The sequence below is a fragment of the Nostoc sp. KVJ3 genome (assembly GCF_026127265.1).
GTDB lineage: Bacteria > Cyanobacteriota > Cyanobacteriia > Cyanobacteriales > Nostocaceae > Nostoc.
In genome coordinates this window covers 3,370,732-3,393,779 of record NZ_WWFG01000002.1, presented here as the reverse complement: position 1 = coordinate 3,393,779, position 23,048 = coordinate 3,370,732, and the positions used below count along the sequence as shown (strand labels likewise).

At 40.9% G+C, this 23,048-nt stretch carries 20 protein-coding genes and 3 pseudogenes; 10 read left to right on the top strand and 13 right to left on the bottom strand.

All coding sequences use genetic code 11. The features are described from left to right. Positions 1-98: 98 nt before the first annotated feature. Entirely contained in the window at positions 99-902 is an 804-nt protein-coding gene (locus GTQ43_RS30555; protein ID WP_265276378.1) for a tetratricopeptide repeat protein, read from the top strand. A gap of 14 nt (positions 903-916) precedes the next feature. Further along, on the top strand, positions 917-2,191 hold the full coding sequence (locus GTQ43_RS30550) for a glycosyltransferase (protein WP_265276377.1): 1,275 nt from the start codon (positions 917-919) through the stop codon (positions 2,189-2,191). Positions 2,192-2,237: 46 nt separating this feature from the next. Here the strand turns inward: GTQ43_RS30550 and GTQ43_RS30545 are convergent, their stop codons facing one another. The 4 genes from GTQ43_RS30545 to GTQ43_RS30530 all read right to left on the bottom strand — a co-directional run bounded on the left by GTQ43_RS30545 (position 2,238) and on the right by GTQ43_RS30530 (position 5,726). Continuing rightward, positions 2,238-3,008 carry a phytanoyl-CoA dioxygenase family protein gene (locus GTQ43_RS30545; protein WP_265276376.1) on the bottom strand — a complete coding sequence of 257 codons (771 nt, stop codon included), beginning with the start codon at positions 3,006-3,008 and terminating at the stop codon, positions 2,238-2,240. Between the two features lie 100 nt (positions 3,009-3,108). Then, entirely contained in the window at positions 3,109-4,497 is a 1,389-nt protein-coding gene (locus GTQ43_RS30540; RefSeq protein ID WP_265276375.1) for a cytochrome P450, read from the bottom strand. Between the two features lie 74 nt (positions 4,498-4,571). Beyond that, complete coding sequence (locus GTQ43_RS30535; protein WP_265276585.1) at positions 4,572-5,387, bottom strand: TIGR01548 family HAD-type hydrolase; 816 nt, start codon at positions 5,385-5,387, stop codon at positions 4,572-4,574. 126 nt (positions 5,388-5,513) lie between these two features. Further along, a complete protein-coding gene (locus GTQ43_RS30530; RefSeq protein WP_265276374.1) occupies positions 5,514-5,726 on the bottom strand; it encodes a hypothetical protein in 213 nt (70 codons plus the stop codon). A gap of 304 nt (positions 5,727-6,030) precedes the next feature. On the opposite strand from GTQ43_RS30530, the gene GTQ43_RS30525 reads away from it, so the two are divergent. Continuing rightward, the gene (locus tag GTQ43_RS30525) at positions 6,031-7,380 is read left to right on the top strand and encodes an IS4 family transposase (protein ID WP_265276584.1); all 1,350 of its coding nucleotides are present in this window, start codon (positions 6,031-6,033) and stop codon (positions 7,378-7,380) included. A gap of 213 nt (positions 7,381-7,593) precedes the next feature. On the opposite strand, the pseudogene GTQ43_RS30520 reads toward GTQ43_RS30525, so the two are convergent. The 3 genes and pseudogenes from GTQ43_RS30520 to GTQ43_RS41865 all read right to left on the bottom strand — a co-directional run. Then, positions 7,594-8,426: pseudogene (locus GTQ43_RS30520) on the bottom strand (transposase); the annotation flags it as partial. Between the two features lie 14 nt (positions 8,427-8,440). Next, entirely contained in the window at positions 8,441-8,941 is a 501-nt protein-coding gene (locus GTQ43_RS30515) for a transposase (protein ID WP_189525018.1), read from the bottom strand. After that, a complete protein-coding gene (locus tag GTQ43_RS41865) occupies positions 8,850-9,386 on the bottom strand; it encodes a helix-turn-helix domain-containing protein (RefSeq protein ID WP_414859145.1) in 537 nt (178 codons plus the stop codon). The genes GTQ43_RS30515 and GTQ43_RS41865 overlap by 92 nt, the downstream gene beginning before the upstream one ends. 392 nt (positions 9,387-9,778) lie before the next feature. Between GTQ43_RS41865 and GTQ43_RS30510 the strand changes: the two are divergent. Beyond that, a pseudogene (locus tag GTQ43_RS30510) lies at positions 9,779-11,174 on the top strand (IS110 family transposase). Between the two features lie 92 nt (positions 11,175-11,266). On the opposite strand, the gene GTQ43_RS30505 reads toward GTQ43_RS30510, so the two are convergent. Beyond that, on the bottom strand, positions 11,267-12,433 hold the full coding sequence (locus GTQ43_RS30505) for a glycoside hydrolase family 10 protein (RefSeq protein ID WP_265276373.1): 1,167 nt from the start codon (positions 12,431-12,433) through the stop codon (positions 11,267-11,269). Between the two features lie 641 nt (positions 12,434-13,074). Between GTQ43_RS30505 and GTQ43_RS30500 the strand changes: the two genes are divergently transcribed. From GTQ43_RS30500 to GTQ43_RS30490, 3 genes are all read left to right on the top strand, one after another. After that, a complete protein-coding gene (locus GTQ43_RS30500) occupies positions 13,075-15,135 on the top strand; it encodes a S9 family peptidase (RefSeq protein ID WP_265276372.1) in 2,061 nt (686 codons plus the stop codon). A gap of 62 nt (positions 15,136-15,197) precedes the next feature. After that, a complete protein-coding gene (locus GTQ43_RS30495; RefSeq protein WP_265276371.1) occupies positions 15,198-15,881 on the top strand; it encodes a hypothetical protein in 684 nt (227 codons plus the stop codon). A gap of 257 nt (positions 15,882-16,138) precedes the next feature. Continuing rightward, positions 16,139-16,282 carry a hypothetical protein gene (locus tag GTQ43_RS30490; RefSeq protein ID WP_265276369.1) on the top strand — a complete coding sequence of 48 codons (144 nt, stop codon included), beginning with the start codon at positions 16,139-16,141 and terminating at the stop codon, positions 16,280-16,282. A gap of 17 nt (positions 16,283-16,299) precedes the next feature. On the opposite strand, the pseudogene GTQ43_RS30485 reads toward GTQ43_RS30490, so the two are convergent. The 3 genes and pseudogenes from GTQ43_RS30485 to GTQ43_RS30475 all read right to left on the bottom strand — a co-directional run bounded on the left by GTQ43_RS30485 (position 16,300) and on the right by GTQ43_RS30475 (position 17,445). After that, positions 16,300-16,498: pseudogene (locus GTQ43_RS30485) on the bottom strand (NblA/ycf18 family protein). Between the two features lie 218 nt (positions 16,499-16,716). Further along, positions 16,717-16,875 (bottom strand): hypothetical protein, encoded by a 159-nt coding sequence (locus GTQ43_RS30480; RefSeq protein ID WP_265276368.1) that lies wholly within the window; start codon positions 16,873-16,875, stop codon positions 16,717-16,719. Positions 16,876-17,031: 156 nt separating this feature from the next. Next, a complete protein-coding gene (locus tag GTQ43_RS30475) occupies positions 17,032-17,445 on the bottom strand; it encodes a hypothetical protein (protein WP_265276367.1) in 414 nt (137 codons plus the stop codon). A gap of 87 nt (positions 17,446-17,532) precedes the next feature. Here GTQ43_RS30475 and GTQ43_RS30470 point away from each other — a divergent pair, with 87 nt between their 5' ends. The 3 genes from GTQ43_RS30470 to GTQ43_RS30460 all read left to right on the top strand — a co-directional run bounded on the left by GTQ43_RS30470 (position 17,533) and on the right by GTQ43_RS30460 (position 19,635). Then, the gene (locus GTQ43_RS30470) at positions 17,533-18,039 is read left to right on the top strand and encodes a DUF1993 family protein (protein ID WP_265276366.1); all 507 of its coding nucleotides are present in this window, start codon (positions 17,533-17,535) and stop codon (positions 18,037-18,039) included. A gap of 371 nt (positions 18,040-18,410) precedes the next feature. Beyond that, entirely contained in the window at positions 18,411-19,220 is an 810-nt protein-coding gene (locus GTQ43_RS30465; protein ID WP_265276365.1) for an IS66 family transposase, read from the top strand. After that, on the top strand, positions 19,210-19,635 hold the full coding sequence (locus GTQ43_RS30460; protein ID WP_265276364.1) for an IS66 family transposase: 426 nt from the start codon (positions 19,210-19,212) through the stop codon (positions 19,633-19,635). The genes GTQ43_RS30465 and GTQ43_RS30460 overlap by 11 nt, the downstream gene beginning before the upstream one ends. 28 nt (positions 19,636-19,663) lie before the next feature. Here GTQ43_RS30460 and GTQ43_RS30455 read toward each other — a convergent pair whose 3' ends face one another. Next, a complete protein-coding gene (locus tag GTQ43_RS30455) occupies positions 19,664-20,689 on the bottom strand; it encodes a serine hydrolase domain-containing protein (protein ID WP_265276363.1) in 1,026 nt (341 codons plus the stop codon). A 65-nt stretch (positions 20,690-20,754) separates the two neighbouring features. Beyond that, a complete protein-coding gene (locus GTQ43_RS30450) occupies positions 20,755-22,773 on the bottom strand; it encodes an ABC transporter ATP-binding protein/permease (RefSeq protein ID WP_265276362.1) in 2,019 nt (672 codons plus the stop codon). Between the last annotated feature and the right edge of the window lie 275 nt (positions 22,774-23,048).

The following is a 23,048-nucleotide window of genomic DNA, read 5'->3' as shown; positions in this document are numbered from 1 at the left end:
GGCAATTCAATTTTGGATTTTGGATTAAATTTCAATCTAAAATCTAAAATTCTTGCTCCCCTGCTCCTCACGTTCAAGATAGATACAGGTAAACCTAGATGATTAAGTTGATTGGTATTTTTCTCAGTGTGTTGCTTGTGTTTGCCTGGGGTACACCAGTCATGGCACAATCTCAACCACCCATTACTCAAGAACAGTTAAAACAAGGTGATGAGTGGGCAAATCAAGCGTTTACAGCGACCAATCAAGGTGATTTCGCTACGGCTGAAACTTACTGGACAAAGATTATTGAACAATTTCCGACGAATGCGGGGGCGTGGAGTAATCGGGGAAATTCGCGGGTGAGTCAGAATAAGTTACAAGAGGCGTTGACAGATTATAACAAAGCCATAGAACTAGCACCAAATGTCACCGATCCTTATTTAAATCGGGGGGCGGCATTGGAAGGGTTAGGAAAATGGGAAGATGCGATCGCAGATTATAATCATGTTCTAGAGCTAGATCCTAAAGATGCGATGGCGTATAACAATCGGGGTAATGCCAAAACAGGTTTAGGAAAATGGGAAGATGCGATCGCAGACTACAAAAAATCTAATGAGATAGCCCCAAATTTTGCCTTTGCCCGTGCTAATTACGCCCTCGCTCTTTATGAAACTGGTCAAAAAGAGCAAGCAATCCGCGAGATGCGAAATATTGTCCGTAAATATCCCAGGTTTGCTGATGTGCGTGCCGCCCTCACAGCTGCATATTGGGTAAATGGAGAACAAGGCGAAGCCGAAAGTAACTGGGTAGCAGCTTATGGACTGGATAGCCGCTACAAGGATATCGACTGGGTAACAAATATCCGTCGTTGGCCTCCAAGCATGGTAGTGGCTTTAGATAAATTCTTGAAAATCAAATAATAAAGGCATTGATTATGACTCATTTTGGCATCATCTGTCCTGGTGCAGCAACTGGCCCCCTCAACACTATGCTTCCCTTGGGGCAGGAACTTCAACGGCGTGGGCATCGCGTCACCCTCTTCGGCTCACTCGATACTCAATCTAAGGCACTGGCAGCAGGAATAGAATTCCAAGCAATTGGTGAAAAAGATTTTGTTCCTGGCTCAACAGCAGAAACCTTTAGCAAATTAGGCCAACTGCGTGGATTGGCTGCATTTCGATACACCATTGATCTGCTGAAGCGTGTTTCATCTGTGACACTCCAAGATGCTCCAGCAGCAATTAAAGCAGCAGGTGTAGAAGCTTTGCTAGTAAACCAAAGTTCAGTAGAGGGAGGGACAATTGCCGAGTTTCTGAAAATTCCTTTCATTACTGTGTGCAGCGCTGTGGTGCTGAATCGAGAACCTAGCGTTCCTCCTTTTTTCACCACTTGGAAGTATAGCCCATCTGCGTGGGCACGTTTACGCAACCAAATAGGTTACACCTTACTTAATAGTGTTGTCAAACCACTTGAAGATTTGATTAATGAATATCGTCGAGAGTGGAAATTACCCCTGTATTCTAATCTTAAAGATAGCTACTCTCCACTGGCTCAAATAAGTAATGCACCTGCTGAATTTGAATTTCCCAGGGAAGAATTAGCTCCTTGGTTCCATTTCACCGGAAGTTACCATACTTCAGCTAGTCGAGCAACTGTTTCTTTTCCTTATGAAAAATTGACGGGTAAACCGTTAATTTACGCTTCGATGGGGACATTGCAAAATCGTTTGATTTGGGTTTTTCAGACTATTGCTTCAGCTTGTGAAGATTTGGATGCTCAGTTGGTGATTTCTCTGGGAGGTTCTGCTAAACCAGAATCACTGCCAGACTTGGCAGGAAATCCTTTAGTAGTCGAGTATGCACCTCAATTAGAAGTGCTGGAAAAAGCCACCCTCATGATTACTCATGCGGGAATGAATACAACAATGGAATGCGTGAAAAAAGGAGTGCCAATGGTGGCAATCCCAGTTGCCAATGACCAGCCTGGAGTAGCAGCGCGTATCGCTTGGACAGGAGCGGGTGAGCTTGTCACCCTCAAAAAACTGAATGTTCCCACATTGAAAAATGCTATTAAGCGCGTGTTGACAGAAGAATCTTATAAACAGAATGCTCTCAGATTACAAGCAGCTACTCACGCGGCTGGGGGAGTAAGTCGAGCGGCTGATATTATTGAGCAGGCTGTATCTACAGGTAAGCCTGTCTTGGCTTAAATACAATAATCAGAATGAAGTTGATGATGAACTCCGACTCGTTTTATCAGTTCCAATTTCCTGACCGGATTCTTTGAACATCATTATAAAAAGCTGACTTCAATTCGTATCCGAGTAGCTGTTTTAGTTTAGGGCTAGCACGATCTATAACTTCTTGCTGCATATCATCCAATGGGTTTTTGAAAGGACGCACAAACTTAGGAGCATAGTTGCCTAGAATCGATACTCTTGGTTTTTGAGAGGAGTTGACAGATGTATCATGCCAGCAAAGACCGTGGGAGATTACTACTGAGCCAGCTTTTCCAGTTACTTTCTCAGCAATTTTTGAAAAGTGTGCTAAGTCAGGGGGACTGCAAAGCTTCTGGCTACCAGGAGCGAAAACAGGAGCGCCATTCTCCTGTGTGAAATCCTCAACCATCCAAATTACTTGAATCTCCATCACAGGATAACTTGGAAAAGGTGGTTTCATTGTCCAATAGGGATAGTCTACGTGTACCCCCATATTTGTTGCACCAGGATTAAGTATGTGAGCCGAGAAAGTTCCGAGAGTCATATCTTTCCCCACAATGGTTTCAATGACTTCGATGACTGTTGGGTGCTGCACCATTAACTCGAAGATTTTCCCCTTATAGATTAAGCCATATATTCGTTCTCTTTGGTCATCAAGCAATACTTTTCCTAGAGGCTTTTCTTTCTCAGCAATTTCGAGAACAAGCGATCGCGCTTCTTCAGACTGTACTGGACTTAATAATTCAGGAATTAAGACATAACCTTTTCCTTGAATAATTTCTTCTACCAAACTTACAACATCTTTCATGGTAAATGCCTCCCTAGATATCATATTCTCAAAGTCTTTAAATTTAGTAGTGCTAAGTAACTCTTCCTCATCTGCTTCGTTTTACTCAGAACTGTTTCGGTTAACTCAAGCTAATCTCAAAGACTGGCTGATTTTGCAAGCGCTTCCCCTTTACCACCATCTGCACGCCACCTGCTGGACTAAATAGCAAACCCTTACGTACTGGCTTCACTGGTTTACTATCAGCCAATTCCATTTGCCAGCGAGACAGCACTGTTGCCAAAACCAGTTTCATCTCAAACAAGGCAAATGCCATGCCAATACAGCGACGGTTCCCACCACCAAACGGTAAATACTCATAGGGAGAAAATTGCCGTTCCAGAAAACGCTCTGGCTTAAATTGCTTCGACTCAGGATATAAATCTTCTCGATGATGGGTCAAATAAATAGAGGGAATTAGTATAGTCCCAGTCTCAAAGTTGTATCCCCCAATTTGTAGCGGTGATTTGACTAATCGATTTAGTGCCGACATTGCCACTGGGTAAAGACGTAGTGTTTCAGAACAGACGGCATTCAAATAAGGCAATCGGAAAATAGCGTTTGCATCTGGTTTTTCACCCAAATTATCTAGTTCTTGCAGCAGTTTTTCCCGTACCTGCGGCTGATGATGAATCCAGTACAGCGCCCATGATAAGGAAGTTGCAGTAGTTTCGTGACCCGCCACTAATAAAGTCATCAGTTCATCACGTAATTCCAAGTCTGTCATCGGCTCTCCCGCTTCATCACGAGCAGCCATCATCAAAGATAAAATATCAGTCCCAGATAGATTGGGTTGTGCTTTGCGTTCTTGAATCTCGGCGTAGATGAGTTGATCGATTTGCTCTCGTAAACGCAAGTATTTACCCCAAGGACTCCACGATCCTAAATCCTGTCGCAGTGATGGGAAAACAAGTAAAATTGTTCTTAGTAAAGGGATTTTGGGATTCAGGATTGCAATTAGGAGTTCGTTGAGTTTCTTGTAACGTGGCCCATCTTCTAGACCAAATACAGCCTTCAAAATCACTTGAAAAGAGATTGCTTGCATAGACGGCAGAACTGCAAAGGTTTCTTCAAGCTGCCACTGGCTACTCACTTGCTCCGTGATCTCACGGATTAACTCGCCATAGGCCAGCATCCGTTCCCCGTGGAAGGGTGGTGTCAACAGCTTCCGTTGTCGCTGGTGAGGCTTTCCATCTAGCGCCAGTAATGATTGCTGTCCTAATAACGGCGCTTTAATCCCTGCTGGTTCACCAGAATCTAACTGTTTTGGATCTGTAGTAAAAATCTGCTGAATTGCCTGGGGATTGCTAACGAAGACTTGAGGAGCAAAATTTGATCCAAGTTGAAGGGTGAAGATATCACCATAACGTTTAGTACAGGCTTCCATGTATTCTAAGGGATTAGTAAGCCACTGATACATCTGTATCCAAGGGTGAGTTTGAGGCCCGTTAGGTAGTTTAAGTGCAGACATTGTTATTAATTTCCTAATGCTTGCGGCAAGATTGTTATTAGCCAGTCATCCATACATATGTAGCTTGATTAATCTTAGAACATAGATCGGGGAGATGAACTCACCAACTCTTGAATCTGATTTGGGGTCAATTCCTGCACATTAGGCAAAACTACTGCTGCTCCTGCTGCTAGCAGTGTCTCACTGTATGCATCACTACGCGATGCTGTTTCTTGGACATGGGGCGGTAAAACTCCTACACCAATCCAAGTCCGAGAAGAATCTAGACCTCGCGCTCTTTCTACAGTATACATATCTGCTACTGTATCTCCCACATAGACGATTGCTAATCTTTGCTCAATTCCATTATCTAATTCACGAACTGTAGCAAAAAGTCCAGTAGGGTCTGGTTTACCTGGTGCGTCTTCCATCGCAATCAACACCGGAGATTGCAAACCCAGGCGTTTTTCCAATACATAGTTAGCAGAAGCACGAGTTGCACCGCTAAAAAATCCCCAAGCAATCCCAGCTTGGGTAAGTTGTTCTAAATAGCTAGGTTGTAATAATAAAGGTTCATTACAGATATACCCAGTAAAATTATTTGGGTCTATTCCACGGTAGCGGGATTGAAAAAAAGCCACGATCGCACTGTAATCTAGTTGCAGTTGTTCGCGGCTTTGTTGTTGAGTTTCAAAGTAGCGGTAAATTAATTCTTGCGATGCTTCCCAATCGTTATTCCACACACCTTCAGACTTGAGTTGGTCAATATCTTGTGGGGTTGGCCGATATGCTTGGGTAGTAAAATATTCTACGGTATCTGCGATCGCACGGCGATAAGAACCGCTAACATCGCGCACAACGCCATCAATATCGAAAATAGCGATCGCTTTTGTAGGAGTTTGTGGAGTCATGGGTAGAGAGGAAAAGAGTTTTATAGAACCCATTTGATATCTTTTAGGGGAAGCAGATTTATCCCCAGATTATCACCAAAATCCAATTTGAACTCTCAGCCAAACCATCAAAAGCTGAAAAAGAAACTACTGGAAAATCTGGCTTTGGCGTAAACTCTGCACGTACTCCACCAGGGTTTTGGTTTGATTGGGTGCATAGGTAATCTTGCCACCATTAAAATATTTGTCTTCCAGCGCTTTAATATTCTGCGCCGCTTTATAAGCTGCTTCTAGAACCTGAAGCTGCCTACGATTCAACCATTGATTCCATTGATTAAGATTGAGTGGATTGAAATTCATCTGTTTAGGTTGAAATTATTAATCATTGTTTGATGGTAGCTAGACCCCCTATCCGTAGGGGCAATTCATAAATCATTGGTGTCAACTTAAGCTAAAAATAGCTTATCCCACAGACGTTTTACCCCCCTTAATCCCCCCTTTATAAGCTACGGTGTACACACAAGTAGAAGTAAACTACTAGGGGAAGGGATTTGAGGGGGCAAATGAGAGTGGAAAATCCAATAAGAATTCATACTCAACTCTGGTCAGGAAAAGCATTTGGCGACCCAAGGTTGATAAAAAGGGGGCAGCATTGTACGAAGCAATCGGAAAACATCAATCAGTCAGCGTCCGTCAAATAAGTAGAAACAGAGCAGAACAAGTAGCCTACTACCGCTTTTTGGAGAATGAGAACGTCACAGTAGGGGAATTAATCCGAAGCCTCAGCGACCACTGCATATTGCAGGTAGAAAGAAAACATGTATTAGCAATAAGTGATACTAGCGAAATTAATTTGCAGTCTCATGTAGGCAGGTTGAAAGCAGAGGGTCTAGGTGTAGTGGGAAACAACACAGATGTAGGATTTTATATTCACCCAACCCTAATATTGGATGCAGAAAATGGATTTCCCTTGGGGATAAGCACAGTACAACTGTGGACTAGAGACATCAACCATGCGGATAAGCACGAACGAAAGTACCAGAAATTGCCGATATTTGAAAAGGAATCATATAAGTGGCTGCGTTCGGCAACGGATACTCAGCAATGTTTAAGTGCTGGTGATGCCAAAGTGGTAACTCATATCGCCGACCGAGAAAGCGATTTATATGAGGAATTTGCTACTGTCCCAAATCAAAACAATCATGTATTGGTAAGAGCGCGTCAAGACCGTCGCCTTGCAGGACAGACTCAATCACTTTATACGTATTTAAACCAACAGCCTAGCGAGGGAACTTATACCGTGGATGTCCCCGCAGATCCACGTCTTGGTAGAACGGCAAGGGAGGCATTATTAATCGTTCGCCGTGCGGTAGTGAAAATTCAGCCTCCAGATAAATTGAATTCCCAAGATTATCCTGCCAGTGTGACCCTTTATGCAGTTGAAGCCGTTGAAGTCAACCCACCCAAAGGTCAAGAACCGATTCATTGGCGATTATTGACTACTCATCAAGTCGTTTGTTTAGAACAAGCGCTCTGTGTCATTAGATGGTACACATGGCGATGGCAAATTGAACAACTGTTTGCCACTCTCAAAACTGCCGGATTAAATCTCGAAGCTACGCAATTAGAGTCGATTGCTGCCATCCAGCGACTAACTGTGTTGGCTTTGTCAGTTGCTGTCCAAATTTTACAACTGATTCAGGGACGGGATAATCCTGATTTGCCTGCAACTATTGCCTTCTCGGATGAACAACAGCAATGTTTGTCTGCGATGCCTGCGGCGGGCTACGCCTACGCACCAACAATAGATGGAAAAACTCGACTTCAACAAAATCCCTATCCTCCTCATTCCCTATCTTGGGCTACTTGGATTATTGCTCGACTTGGTGGTTGGTCTGGTTATAGGTCTCAAAAACCTCCAGGAATTATTACTTTAGTTCGTGGACTTTATCAGTTTGAATCCACCTTTCTTGGCTGGAAACTCGCTCTAGGTCTACTTGTGTGTACACCGTAGCCCCTTTACAAGGGGAGGGTTAGGGTGGGGTAACGCGGATCGGGATGAGAAGCCAAAGAATTGAATATCAGGTTTTGACAAGGGTTTCACGTTAAGTTGACACCAATGTTCATGAATTGCCCCTACGAAAGATGTGTTTTTTTATCAATGTGTAAGTCCTAAAATTAAAGAATATAGGACTTACGCATTGACAAAAAGAATCATCTATGAAGTCTAGATAATGCCATCACTGCTAAGGTTTGCAAAAATATGCTCACGTACAACTAACGTGAACATATTCCGTTGTACTTCGTACCAATTGCTAATTATTTTTTCAGGCCGTATAAACTCCAATCTAATAAAAGCTTGAAGTGAACAAAATATGTGAGTCTTGATTGCATAGGTATCCCTAACCATGAACCGACAAATTCCACATACTTGTTTTATGGCTCGATGAAAGGTTTCAATTCCCCAATGGGTATCATGAATTGTGATAAATTCATTTCTAGTTATATCCTTGATTCTTTCCTCATCTGGAACATACAAAATATAGTGCGGAGCTGGAGACGCTCCGCCTCCGGTCTATAGTCTTCTTTCTTGAAGTCTTTCCTAAACAACTTTATAAATCCAAATTCTTTCAGATAAGTTCTTAATCCTGACTCTGGAATCACCAGAGTACTTACCTGGCAATACTTATGTGGCTCATTTGAGACAGTTCTGTTTTTTTCAATCCCGAATAGAAAACCCAATTTATGGTTTTTTAGAAATTTTAAATTTTCTACTCCTGAATACCAACTATCTCCTGTTACTATTCTTGGTTTAACTCCCCAGTTTATTATTTCACTCACCATTTCTCGAAAATAATCGTTTTTTGTTTTTCCCTCCTTTTTGTCATATATTCTGTAGTTTATTGGTACTGAGTTGCCATTAATATCGCTGTAATATAAAGTGATTAGATTTAAACCAATAATAGTTTTATGGGCTTTTCCTGACCAAAAATAACTGATTAATTCGGCATTTTTTGGGTCGCTGTAAATCTTTTCTATTACTGTATCGTCTACACTTACAGCATTTACGGCTGTTATGAGGTACAGTAGCAGCAACTAGCAAACCAGTTTCTTAAATGTTGAGGATTTATTAAGTCAAGTGCAACTGAGATGAGTTTATCAACCATTTCTGTTGTAGTTGGAGAAAAACTGCGTAAAAAAGATTTAAGTTGTGACCACCATAATTCAATTGGATTAAAATCGGGAGAATATGAGGATAAACAAATAACTTTTGCACCTACAGCTTCAATCATTGGCACAATTGAGTCTAGTTTATGTGCGGATAAATTATCCATCACTACTACTGCACCTGACCATAAATTTGGCACTAAAAACTTCTCAACAAATAATTCAAATGCAATGCCATCCATTGAATTATTCATTGTCATTAATGCCACTACTTTTGTAATACTAATTGCTCCAATTACTGTAACTTTTGAGCCTCTATAAAAGGGGTTGAGAGAGTAGGCTCTTGTTCCCATTTGTGAACGAGCATGAGTCCTCGTTAATCCAAGTAGAACACCAGTTTCGTCCAAAAATACTAAATTTTCTGGCTCTATATGTTTGACTTCTTCCCAATAATCTAATCTTAAATTCAGAACTCAATAGTCCCCGCTTGGGTACTCCGCTTTGTTTTTTTTTACGATTTAATCCTAATTTCTGTAACGCACGACACATTGCACTTTGACCTACCCAATTGCCAGTCTTGTCTGCAAATAATTCACACAACTCTATCAATGTTGCATCTGGATGTGATTCAACTAATTCTCTCAACTCTATGTCAGCATTTGTTAGATTACTAAATTGTGGCTTTCCTCGCGGCTTGGATTGTAAATTTCCTTCAAGTTTTTGTTGCTTTACAAGCTTTTGAACTAAACTTTTTGAGACGGAAAATATGTTAGCTACTTTTCTGATTGAGATGTTTTTTTGAAGATGTGCTGCAACTATTTTTTCTCGAAGATCGACAGAGTATGACTTCATTTAAAGGTATTTATATTTTAATTTATTGTACCTCATAACAGACGCAAGTGCTGTATGCTTATGGATGATTTAGCTCCTGAACTACTTGCTTATCTCGGAGATTGACAGAAGCTGTTTACGGACGCTATCGCTTCCGTTATGGATGGAAGAAACAAAATTAAGATGCACCAAAAAAAATTACACTTTTATTGTGTCCTGAAAGTTTTGACCGATCCCCCAATGGTGCTTTATCGCCCGTACAGAAGCTTGGTTCTGGGTTGAGACGGTTATAAGATTGGTGAAATGGTTGCTGCCATTATCCCGTTTAGGAGACTGTATTCATCCGTCAACCCAGGTCAGGACACACCTCCAATTGCTAGTATGACTCCGCATTCGTGAGGAAGCCTTTGATGATGAAAACACCAAAGTCCAAATCCCGTTTCCATCAACCAAGAACAAATAAAACTTCTGACTTAAGACCAATCAACCCAAATGCAGCGGGTATTGATATAGGTTCAGAATTTCACGCTTGTGAGCGTTCCAAAAGATAGAGCCTCCGAAAGTGTCAGACGTTTTGGCTGTTACACTGCTGACCTGTATGCTCTAGCTGATTGGTTAGCTCTTTGTGGAGTGAAAACTGTAGCAATGGAATCAACGGGGGTATATTGGATTGCGTTGTTTCAAATCTTGGAGACAAGGGGCTTTGAAGTTAAACTTGTCAACGCCCATCACGTTAAAACATTGCCTGGACGTAAAACTGATATTTTAGACTGTCAATGGTTGCAACAATTACATAGTTACGGATTGTTGTCTGGTTCTTTTCGCCCACAAGACCAAATTTGTGTATTACGGAGTTATATCCGCCACCGAGATAATCTCATCAAAAGTGCTTGTGTTCACATTCAACGGATGCAAAAAGCTTTAACCCAGATGAACGTGCAACTGCATAAAGTTGTTAGCGATATCACTGGTACTACTGGTATGGCAATTATTCGAGCTATTGTTGAAGGAGAAAGAAATCCACAAATTTTGGCAGCTAAAAAGCATCACCGCGCTAAACGCTCAGAAGCAGAAATTGCCGCCGCCCTGAATGGTGATTATCGCAGTGAGCATGTCTTTGTACTCCAACAAGAACTACAACTTTACGATGTTTATCAAACTCAGATAGCGGACTGCGACCGCCAAATACAGGAGTGCTTGGCTCAATTTAATGACAAAGTTAATCTTGATGAATCTCCGCTTCCGCAACCAAAACATCCTCGCAATAAACCTCAAGGCAATGAACCCGCTTTTGATTTACGTACCCATCTTTACCGAATTAGTGGCGTAGATTTCACTGCCATTGATGGTCTTGGTATCCTTACCGTACAGACCATTATTTCTGAGGTTGGTTTAGATCCTAGCCGATTCCCAACTGTTAAACATTTTACTTCTTGGCTTGGTCTTTGCCCTTGCAATCGCATCACTGGTGGTAAAGTTAAAAGTTCTCGAACTCGCTTGGTAGTTAACCCTGCTACCAATGCTTTCCGAATGGCTGCACAAACAGCTGGCAAGAGCAATTCTGCATTAGGTGCTTTTTATCGTCGCTTACGTTCTCGCCTGGGTACACCTAAAGCTATCACTGCTACTGCTCATAAGTTGGCACGAATTTTCTACCGACTTTGGACAACAGGAGGTAACTATCAAGATATTGGCATGGATTATTATGAGCAACGTTACCAAGAACGAGTCATCAATAACCTCCAGAAAAAGGCTCTAGCTTTAGGTTTTGAGCTTACTCCTCAGCCCCAAGCAAATACTGTTTCTTAGGAGAGGGATAGTGAGTCTGCGAACGTCTTAATTCTGACCGGAGGCGGAGCGTCTCCGGCTCCGCTCCTGAATTCTAACTTCTGAATTCTTCTTCAACCGCGAGATACAGAATTAGGAAACATTCTTTGAATAACTTTTTCTCGTACAATAGGGGCTTCGTCTGACCAATTCCAGAGGCTTTCATAGAAAAAGAATGAGACTCCGGCTAAACCATGTTGGCGTACTTCTTCAACTTGCAATTTAATTTGATTAATCGGTAATGAACTAGATTTTAAACCGCTTAAAATGCCAACAGAAACTGGTAAATGAGTTTTAGCTAAATCAACTTCTGCTCTTTCTAATTCTGTCACAAAACGAGGTAAATCGGAACGATATACTTGTAAAACTATTTCGGAAATATATTCTCGTCTTTCCCAGGTAAACCAATCTTGTAAAGAAGCAGGTAAAGAAAAATGTAAAGGATTAGGAGAAAGAGAAATTAGACAATCTGGTTTAACAGCTTTTATTTTAGCCGATAAATTTTTCATAAATTCATTAATTTTATCAGCACGCCAACGCACCCAAAAAGTTTCATAAAAATCCTTAGAAGGAATTAAACCCTTTAATTCTTTTGTGTACATTGCTACAGTATAATCATCATAACCAAACTCAGAAGGTAAGCTAAAATGATCATCTAATTGAATTCCATCAAGATCATATTTAGCTACAGCTTCCATGATTAAATCAATCATAAACTGCTGTACTTCTGGATGAAAAGGATTAAGCCAAGCTTGATTATCACTGTCAACTTTAGTACCATCATAACGATTAGTTAACCAATCGGGATGTCGTTTAGCTAATTCGGAATCTATGGGAGTCATAAACCCATATTCAAACCAAGGAATCACAGTTAAACCTTTTTTATGTCCTTCTTTAATAACTTCTTGAAGAATATCTCTATCTTTTAATTCAGGAATTGGCTCGATAGATTGACCTAATACTTTTTGAGCTACACTACTAGGATAAAGTGTATAACCACCATTCCAAACTGTAGGATAAATAGTATTAAAATTTAATTTATTGAGACGATTTAAAGCATCTTTTAGATTTTGAGATGAAAAAAGTACCTGACTATCAACATTAGTAAGCCACACACCCCGTACTTCATGTGTTTGGGTGGCTGTACTTATTTTACTTGTTCCTAATATCACCAAAATAGTTATAATTAAAGAATAAACCAGTAATATTAATCCGCGCTTGATTCTGAATAATTTAAACATTTTGAGATGTTGCTGAAGAAGTTGAAAAAATTAAATAATTATTGTTATTTTATCGGTTTGAGTAGCAAACACAAAAAAAGTGCCGTTAAGGATTTTGCGGTTGCTGTAGGCGCACCGAAAGTAAGTATGATTTAGTCCGGCGTAAGAAAACCATAATAATGATGGAGAAAGAGCGGCAGGATAGACATGGAAATTAATTTAGGAGAAACTTTTCTCCTAAACCCGATTCCGCACGATTAACACAAAACGTGTAATCACTATTGATTCGGAAAAATGAAAATAGACGGCAACGGACAAGGCAAGATTTTAACCCAAGAGGAACTAAAGCGATTATTCACGTCAGGATTTATCACTAAGAGCGATCGCTCTTAAAGCGGACGGTTACGCCATCGCGCTCTGGAAAAGAAATTGCCTGTTTACTGGTTGTCAAGTATCAGAAGCACTAGCACTCCAGACGACTTATATCAAATGTTGTGCTATCACTTTGAGCAAGTCTACCACCAAAGGTAAGCATAAAACTCGGATTGTGGACATCCCACCAGGGCTAGCCGCAATGCTGGGGCAAAGCTTTATGACCAAGTTATTTACCAATTTCTCTAACTTCAAAAAAATGTGCGAACCCCCAGTTATGATATCTAGTTATGAAAAAGCTAACAAAAATCGCTTTAGCAAGTAGTGTTTTAGCGATGACACTCAGTATAAATATTTCGGCTCAAGCCCAAGAAAAACGCCTGCTAACACTCGACGATCAATTCGCCTTTCGCCAAATTAGCGAGCCTCAACTTTCTCCCTCTGGAGACTGGATTGCTTACACAGTAACTAACACCACTCTGAAAAATGATACACGAGATAACCATATTTACATGACTTCTTGGGATGGCTCCCAAACATTACAGTTAACTAACGGTAACGATGGTGAATACAATCCTCGGTTTAGCCCAGATGGTAAATATCTAGCTTTTCGCTCCAGCCGTGAATCTGGAAAACAGCAAATTTGGTTGCTCAATTTATCAGGCGGTGAAGCCGAGAAAATATCTGACTTTGCTGGTGATGTTAGCGATTTTGTCTGGTCTGGTGACAGTAGACGACTAGCCGTAATTGCTGAGGAACCAGCCGCAGAAACACCCTTTAATGGGAAAACCCCACCACCGATTGTTATTGAGCAATTTCACTTCTTAGAAGATGGTGTGGGTTTTATCGGTAAAAGTCGTGAACATCTTTATGTATTGGACTTAGCAACTCGCAAAGCAGATATTCTCACCCCAGGTTCATTTAATGAGTATTTACCTGCTTGGTCACCTGATAACAAAAATATTGCTTTTGTGAGCAAACATGGTCAAGAGAGCGATCGCAATAATAATTGGGATCTGTATGCAATCGCCGCCCAATCGGGAGCCAAAGCCCGTCAGCTAACTACCTTTATTGGGCCTGACTCCGCTCCTGATTGGGATAGCCGTCCGGTTTGGAGTCCAGATAGTAAGTCAATTGCTTATTTGCAGGGAGGTTCTCCCAAACTTATTGAGTACGCAGTTCACCATCTCGCCATTATCTCTGCCGAGGGTGGTACTCCCCGTCTACTAACTGCCAACCTTGATCGCAATGTTGCCAAACCGTGCTTTACCACAGATGGTAAATCAATACTGTTTTTAATCGAAGATGATGGCAATGTTCACCTAGCAAAAATACCTGTAACTGGTGGCAAAATCGAGCGATTCCTAGCAGGGAGACGAGAGATTAGTAAATTTGATTTAGGACGCGATGGCAAAATCGCTTTACTTTCCTCAACGCCACAACAACCAAATGCAGTCTTTGCCTTTAATGGTCAAAATTTGCGTTTAATATCACACCAAAACGATCAGTTACTAGCGCAGTTAAATTTAGCAACTACGGATGAAATCAGCTTTTTGAGTAAAGATGCTACAGAAATTCATGGCTTTCTTGTCAAGCCACCTCACTATCAGCCAGGAAAGAAATACCCAACACTGCTAATGTTGCACGGCGGGCCTGTCGGTCAGTTCACAAACCAGTTTATGTTTAATTGGCAACTGTTTGCAGCTCACGGCTATGTCGTTGTGGGTGTTAACCCACGCGGTAGTTCAGGCAGAGGAGAAGCCTTCTCCAAAGCAATTTATGCAGACTGGGGAAACAAAGACGCTCAAGATATTATTGCCGGTGCCGATTATGCGATCGCTACTGGAATTGCTGCACCATCGCGCTTAGGAATTGGTGGCTGGAGTTACGGGGGAATGTTGACCAACTACACTATTGCTCAAGATCACCGCTTTCAAGCCGCAGTCAGTGGGGCTGGTGAATCAAATATTCTGGCGACCTATGGTACTGATGAGTATGTTGATGATTATGAACAAGAGCTTGGTGTACCGTGGAAGAACCTCGATGTCTGGCTACGAATTTCTTTCCCATTTCTTCACGCTGACCGCATTGTTACACCAATACTATTTCTGGGAGGTGATAGGGATTTTTCTGTACCACTACATAACTCGGAACAGATGTATCAAGCACTCAAAAGTCTGGAAATTGATACTCAATTAGTAGTTTATCCTGGACAGTCTCACGGCATCAGCAAACCGAGTTATCAACGTGATGTCCTAGAACGTTATTTAGCTTGGTACGATAAATATCTCACACCCTCAAGCGCATCTCCTATTTTTGAGCCAAAATTGAACAAGAAAAAAAGCAACTAGGCATCACCTCAATTGCCATTCCTCCATTAGGATGCGGTAACGGTGGTTTAGATTGGACACAAGTGAAACCCCTGATAGAATCAGCCTTTGCCCAACTGCCATTCGTGCAGGTAATTATTTTTGAACCGACAGGCGCACCGACTGCTGAAAAAATGCCTGTTGCGACTAAAATACCCAACATGACCCGTGGACGTGCCATTATCATCCACCTCTTAGAACTGTACGGTATTCCGGGTTATGAATTGACCAAGCTAGAAATTCAAAAACTAGGCTATCTCTTGCAAGAAGCGGGGGAAACCTTGAAGCTGAATTATGTAAAAGATAGATATGGCCCCTACGCTCATAACCTGAATCATGTTTTAAAACATATCGAAGGACACTACATTCGGGGCTACAGTGATGGAACTAGCAAAGCTGACAGTGCTGAAATTTATGTATTACCAGCAGCAAGAGTTGCAGCACAAGTATTTTTAGCCACTACACCAGATGCCCAGGCGCGGTTAGAGCAAGTTAGCAAGCTCATATATGGTTTTGAAACACCCTATGGTATGGAATTGCTGGCCACAGTCCATTGGGTTGCAACCAAGGAAGCCAGCCCTGCCCAAGATAGCGAACAGGCTATATCCTTAGTGCATGAGTGGAATGAGAGAAAACGTACTCTTTTTAAGCCTCAACATATTCGCAAGGCTTGGCAACGTTTGGAGCAGCAAAATTGGTTAAATGTTAAAGTTTCTGATTCGCATTAACCGCGAGACAGGGAAACGTGGGGCCCAAAAGGATTGGGCATTAGATGCTAGCTGTCAGATTGAAGCGCAGCGCAATTGGTCGATAGACTGTAAACCCTGTAACCCACAGCGTACACCCAATCTAAGCCCCAAATAATTTAAACTAGCAACCCAATCCCTAACACCCAATACTCAATACCCAAAAATCCTTCAAAGCATAAGCGCTTTGAAGGATTTGCAATTTTTATGGTTCTTGGTGACTCTCTAGCATAAAAGAGATGACCACACAAGTAATTGGCACAATATCCTTTGACATTCTCCAAACACTCACCCAGTTGGAAAATGCTGCTATTCAAGGTTGGAAGGGACTGAAGCTGAAAATGCACCTTGGACTAAACAGTGTTGGCTCTTTCTACAGTTGACGGGAGCAAGGTTTGTTTTAACCCAAGATTGAACCTGAACCAACTTCCCACTGATGTTTGAGCAATTCTTGGTAAGTCGTTTCCCTTATCATCATCTGCTTATACAGTATCTGCAAAAACAATGCGAGCTTGTTCACGGGACATCTGCTGCACTTGATCAGAGAAAGTTCTAAGGCTAAATTCTTGTTCTAAAGATAATTCAATGGGTTGATTCATCACTTTTATTACCTACTCTTTTATTTGGGTTTGCTTAATATAAGCAAATATTTATTTATATAAATAAATATTTACGATGCCTTTACAAAAATCGAAGGGGTGTAAACCGTACCGACGTAGGTTAGAAATGCCGTATCTGCTGCTGAAAACCTTGATATCACTCCATTGTGGCAACCCAAGTAAAAACTTAAGTTCTAAAGTTTCTTACTAAGAGGTTTTTAAAAGCATTTTTCGCCTCTGCTTGCGGCGATCGCCAGCCGTAGGCGAAACAGCGCCATCGCTGTTGGAGAAGATGGACAATACTTTGGGCAAGAGTGGTGAGTGTCGCGGCGTGATGCTGGAGTTTGAGGATTGCTTACCCCAAAAAGTTTGCTCAACTGCTTGTCAATGCCCCGCAGTGGACTGAATAGATGGCGTGAGAAAGTTGGGTACAGAAAGCGATCGCTAAAAGGTCAGTTCCTCCCAAGTAAAAAGAACTAACTCTTATCCAGCATCCAGGGATTATTAACTATGGGGGCTGTCTTTGAGCCTCACTAAAATTCTAGTCGCACACCAACGTCATTTTCTACCACGGTTCCTTGGTGATACACAATCTTCCAACCCTGCGGTGTCTGTCGCCAGATCGTTGAGCGTCGGGTAATGCGAGTACCCTGAATCAGGGTATAGGTTACAAGATAGTTTTCGGCGGCAATCTCAAGGCAATGAAAGTCGCAAGTCTGCCATGTGTCTTCCTCTGGGCTGGCATAACGCTTCTCCATCTCATCCAACACATACTGCCGACTATAACGCCGACCCGACGCACCCACTTCCCAAAATGTACTTTCCGTCATCTGCTCAAAGTCGGCACGTGTCGTCCCCAACTCTGGACGATGAAAAATCGGTTCCCGTTGTATAAGTTCGTTCAAAACATTTAGTATCTTTGGATCTGTGACTAAATTTGGTTCCATATTATTTGACACAACATCACAGTCAATACCCCCTAATATTAGATGGGGCGGCTCAAAGTCGTTTAAACTTTTTCTGGAGAAATTTCAATGACCATTTCAATGTACCAAGCTTTAATACCCGTGTCTATTCGCACACTGAATAACCTTACAAACATTCTTGAAAAAGGTGCTGCTTATGCTGAAACTAAAAAAATAGATCCTTCTGTGTTGATTAATAGTCGTCTATCCCCAGATATGTTTCCATTATCAAAACAAGTGCAAATTGCCTCTGACACAGTAAATAGAGGTGCCGCACGGTTAGCAGGAATAGAACCACCTAAATTCGAGGACAATGAAACTACATTTCCTCAACTTATTGATCGCATTCAAAAAACTATCTCTCATTTAAATACTTTTAAACCTGAGCAAATTGACGGTTCAGAAGAGAGAGAAATTACCCTACAGATGCGTGACAATACTCTCTCTTTTCAAGGAATGCCATTTCTCCTATATTTTATTTTACCAAACCTTTATTTCCATGTCACAACAGCCTATGACATTCTCAGACACTGCGGTGTCGAACTTGGCAAAGGAGACTTTCTTAGTCAGCCTTAATCGGAGCAGTATCTGAAAGTTCCACCCGATGATGAGCGTGATTCGATTTCCGAGCAGTGGTTAAATCGGGATGAAGTATCAAACCAATTCGCAATCGATCAGGACTTACGCAACTGGCACAGGCGAACGCTAAAATATAGTGCTTTTGTACTATATAAGTGAGGCAACAGGCACAGGGCGATCGCTAGTTGATAGTACATGGGTATTAATGGAATTCGATTCCGAAAGCTTAGTCAACGCATAAGAAGTCGCTGCAAAAGAGTAGTTTTTCACTCTCCCCCCTAAAACAAGAGTTTGCAGTGTAGGTAAAAGTAGGGGTGACAATCGTGTGGTAATGTAAAAAATGATTTTGCAACAAAGCCAAAGCAGGAATGAATCGACTGAGCAAAGAAGACCTCTCACAGATGAACCAGAACTACTTCCAATCTCTGGATAAAGAGAAATTGGTAGAAGTTGCAGGTAATCTTCATTCTTTAGCTGTCGAACAATTAGAAAAATTAGAGCAAAATTCAAGCAATAGTTCGTTACCCCCATCATCAGACCAATTTAAAAGCAAAGAGAAAGTACCGTCACTAGAATTAGAACCAACGGGGAGTGAAACTTCCATTTCAGAATCAAAGCGAGAAGATAAGCACGTTTCACAAGAAAGCGAAAAACCAAAAAACAAGGGATTTGGGAAGAAGTTGTCGGGAAAGCAGGCAGGAGCTAAAGGGATTTGGCGAACAAGCCCCTTAGTAGCAAGCCAGACAGTAGCTCATCATCCTCTAAGTTGTGCATCATGTAATAGTCGGCTAGAAATAGACCCACAAGCAAAACCCTATATGGGTTATTACGTACTGGAACTAGAAAAATTAGATTCGGAACTTATTGTTGAATTACAATCGGCAGAAATAATCCACCTTGATGAAACACCCTGGTATGAGAAAGGAAAATCTCGGTGGTTATGGGTAGCAATCACAAGTACAATAGCGGTTTTCCACATCGGTAGTCGTCGGAAAGAGGAATTATTGCACCTGATAAGCGAGGCGTTTGTGGGATGGTTGATCGCTGATGGCTATGGAGCCTACAGTAGTTACCCGAAACGCCAACATTGTTTGGCCCATCTCATCCGCAAAGCCATTGCTTTGACTGAAGCGGTAGATAAAGAAGTAGCAGATTTGGGGCAGTGGCTTGTTAGTTGAACTAAGGGAACTAATACATTCACTTGCTACTGGCGACGGGGAATCAAATGAATCAGACTCACACCCCGCTCGCCTTTATAGAGTCTGCCGATTAGCTACGGTTGCAGAGCATACCAAGTTAAAAGCTTTAGCTAAAGAGATTTTAACTGATTGGGATGCTGTGATTGCGTGTTTTTATCACCCGCAGTTACCACCCACCAATAATGAAGCAGAGAGAGCTTTACGACATGCTGTAATCGCTCGACGTATTAGCTATGGAACTCGTACATCAGAAGGAAGTTTAGCTTATTGCTCTGTTCTGAGTGTGGTTGAAACTTGTCGTCTAAGAAAAGTTGATCCTTGGAGTTATATTGCGATAGTTCTTACTCAGGCTCGTAAAGGTATAAAACATCCCCCCATGTCCATTGCCTGTTAATCCTTTTTTGATGTGGGAGAGTGAACAACTACACTTGAAAAGCTAATTTAGTCGGGTTAAGCGTACTTAAATTAGCCAGACAGATAACAGAAAACTGTCGTTCGGGAAATCGAATAAAATCACTTCGATAACCCGTCCATGAACCTCCATGACTAATTGTTGTTAAGCCGCCGCGATCGCCAATCCGCAACCCAAATGCACCTGATATAATTTCGCCATTATTGAGTTGGCGTGGAGTAGTTACCTCTTCAATTAAATCTTGTCCATATCCACCTAAGATATTGTGATAGAAATTTCGATCCCAAAGTAGTAAATCTTCAATGGTTGTATAAAGCTGTCCGTCTCCACAGAAATCGTGAAAAGACATATCGATCTGGAAACCCCCTCCATCTTTTGGAGCGTATCCATCAGCTCTATTTTTCACTATTTCTCTGAAGTTATCGTGAAAATGGGTATTTTTCATTCCTAGCGGGGCAAAAATATGTTCTTGGGCAAATACACGTAAAGATTTGCCAGAGACACGTCTCACAATTTCTGCTAGTAAAATGTAGCCAGAATTACAGTATAATTGCTCGGTTCCAGGCTCGAAATTTAAGCTTTGTTGTCGAGCAATTAAAGCAATAATTTCTTCGTTTGAATACTTATTTTCAAACCTCATTCCAGCAAATAAGATTAAATGTAAATAGTCACGCAAACCACTGGTGTGGTCGATTAAATGGCGGATAGTAATAGAGTGACTATATTGAGGAATTTCTGGAATATATTTTTGTAACTCATCATCTAAGTTAAGCAATTTTTGTCTGGCTAGTAAGACGATACATATTGCTGTAAATTGCTTGGAGTTAGAAGCGATATCAAAGACAGAATTAGAGATTATAGGAATGTTGTATTCCAAGTTAGCCATCCCATAACCGCGTTGGTAAATTATCTCCTCATTCTGAATAACAGCAATAGCACAGCCAGGGGAGTTAGGTTTATCCCACTGGATGAATAATTCATCGACTTTGGTAATTAGCAACATGATTTCTTTCTGATTGATATATTTCCATCTCACAATATCTTCTACATCACACTGCTACTTTTACCTTTTATAGGAAAAAACTAAATTACCTCCAGCTGCTAAACTCTCACCCATTTCAATATTTTGGGATCTTTATCATAGCGGTATGTAACGCCATCCCTAGTAGTGATAAACTCCCCTTTGCTTGCCTTACTTCTAATAGTGGAAACAGAATAGTAGGTTAATTCATTTATTTCCTTATGACTGAGCTTTTTAGTTGTGCTGTTCTCCGAATCATTTAGGGACTTATCTTGAGATAAATCATCTATTTTTATTTGGACATTTGCGGTGGGTTTAGTAATACTTACTTTTTGACCTTTCTGCTCCCGGTAATCTTGTACTCTCATAAGTTGCCAACTGGAATCTTCTACAAGTTCCAGAACCCATTGATGATAATCAAATAGACTTTCTCGATGCCCAACACTAATAAACGTTGTTTTCGTGGATTGTAACTGTTGGTATAAACCTCCTTCATTTTTTAAATCCAAGGCACTTGTTGCTTCATCTAATATCGTGAACCTTGGATGGGTAACTAATAATCGTGCGAAAGCCAGACGTTGTTGTTCTCCTAGCGATAGTATGTTCTCCCAAGGAACCTCCGTATCGAAGCTATCGATTCGACTTAGCAAGTTTTGTAGGTTGACTTGTTGCAAAACTTTTTTAAGTTCTGCGTCAGTAATCTGACTATTTGTACTAGGATAAAGCAACTGTTCGCGCAAGGTTCCTAAAATTATGTAAGGACGTTGGGGTAAAAATAAAACTTCTTCTAATGGAGGTCGCACCAAACGGCCAGTCCCCGCATTCCACAAACCAGCGATCGCTCTCAGTAGAGAACTTTTACCTCGGCCACTCGGCCCAACAATCAATAAACCTTCTCCTGCTTTGACAGACAGTGACAAATCTTCAACAATTACCTGTTCATAGTCGGGCGTTTGTAAAGTGACATTCTCAAAAGCGATCTGATTTTCTTCTATTGTTTTAATGGTAGTTATATGCTCTGGTTGTTTGGTAACAGCTTCTAACGCATCTGAAAATTCAGATAACCGTTCAACATAGCTAGAAAATCTTCCAGAATTCCCAAATTCATTGATTAGCTCACCCAAAGCATTAGCGAAAAAATAGCAACATACAGACGCTTGGATAATTTCTCCAAATTCCATTTCACCTTTAATCTGTAAAGGCCCAAATACTATATATGGAAATATTTGAATTACAGATTGATAACCTCTATTAAAAATCTCATTGTTCTTCTCCCAATCAATTTTGCGTTTAGCATTTTTTATCAAATTGCTAAATCGGCGGTTAATAATATTTAATTCTTGGTTCTCTCCTCGAAAGAAAGCTACGGATTCAGCATGAGTGCGGAAATGAGTTAGGCAATAGGTGTAGTCAGCTTTCGCTTCGAGTTCTTGTCGATTAATTTTATTTAATTCTTGGGTCAAGTAGACAGCAATAAAATTGCCTACAACCGTATAAGTAACTAAAATCAGTGCAACAGACTGAGAGATTGACCAAAGAACTAATAAAAAAGCTGTCATCTCCAGGATTTTTTCCAGGAGAGTAGCTGAAAAACTTAAAGCATTACTTGCAATTGGTTCGATTTCTTGAGATAAACGTTGATCTGGATTATCAATATTAGATGTAAAGTTGATTTTATAATAAGCTTGACTGTTTAAATATTTTGATAAAATCTGATTATTCAGCCATTGATACCAATCTAGAGCAATTTTTTTTCTCACTAGTCTGGAGAACCCGGCTAAGAGAGTTCCCAATGCTAGGGCTGAACCATAAAGCAGTAAAGCATCATAAAATTTAGAGATTTCCTTCTCTTGAATGATGATATCCGCCAAATAGCGATTAATAAAGCTATTAAAAACATTTGCACCAACAAGGACAATTATTAATAATATTAGGAGAATAAGCATTCCCCACGAGCGAATCACTTCTGAGAATGCTCTATCTCCTGGCTCGTTTGGATACCAGTAAGGTTGTGCGACTGCTTTTACATCTTTCCAAAATTGAATAAAACCTAAAAAAGCATTTGTTGAAGGTTGAGTTTGAATAACTTGGGTTGGCATATTCTGAAACTAAACTAAGACTTTAGCTAATAATTAAGGTAGTTATATGGAAGTAGTGTTAAGGCTCAATTTCTTAGTAAATAAGCATTGTAGCCATAAATAAAGTAGCAAATTGCCCTAGTGTAATTGTTGATTTTTTGGGAGAATTATAGGCTTTTATCACAAATCGGTAAACATGGTTGTGAAGGTATTATTTAGCCCAATATTTCTACTATGACGCATTCATTAAATCTGCTGCAAGCTCCTTGGTGTCGAGAGTTGGCAGCAGTTAATAA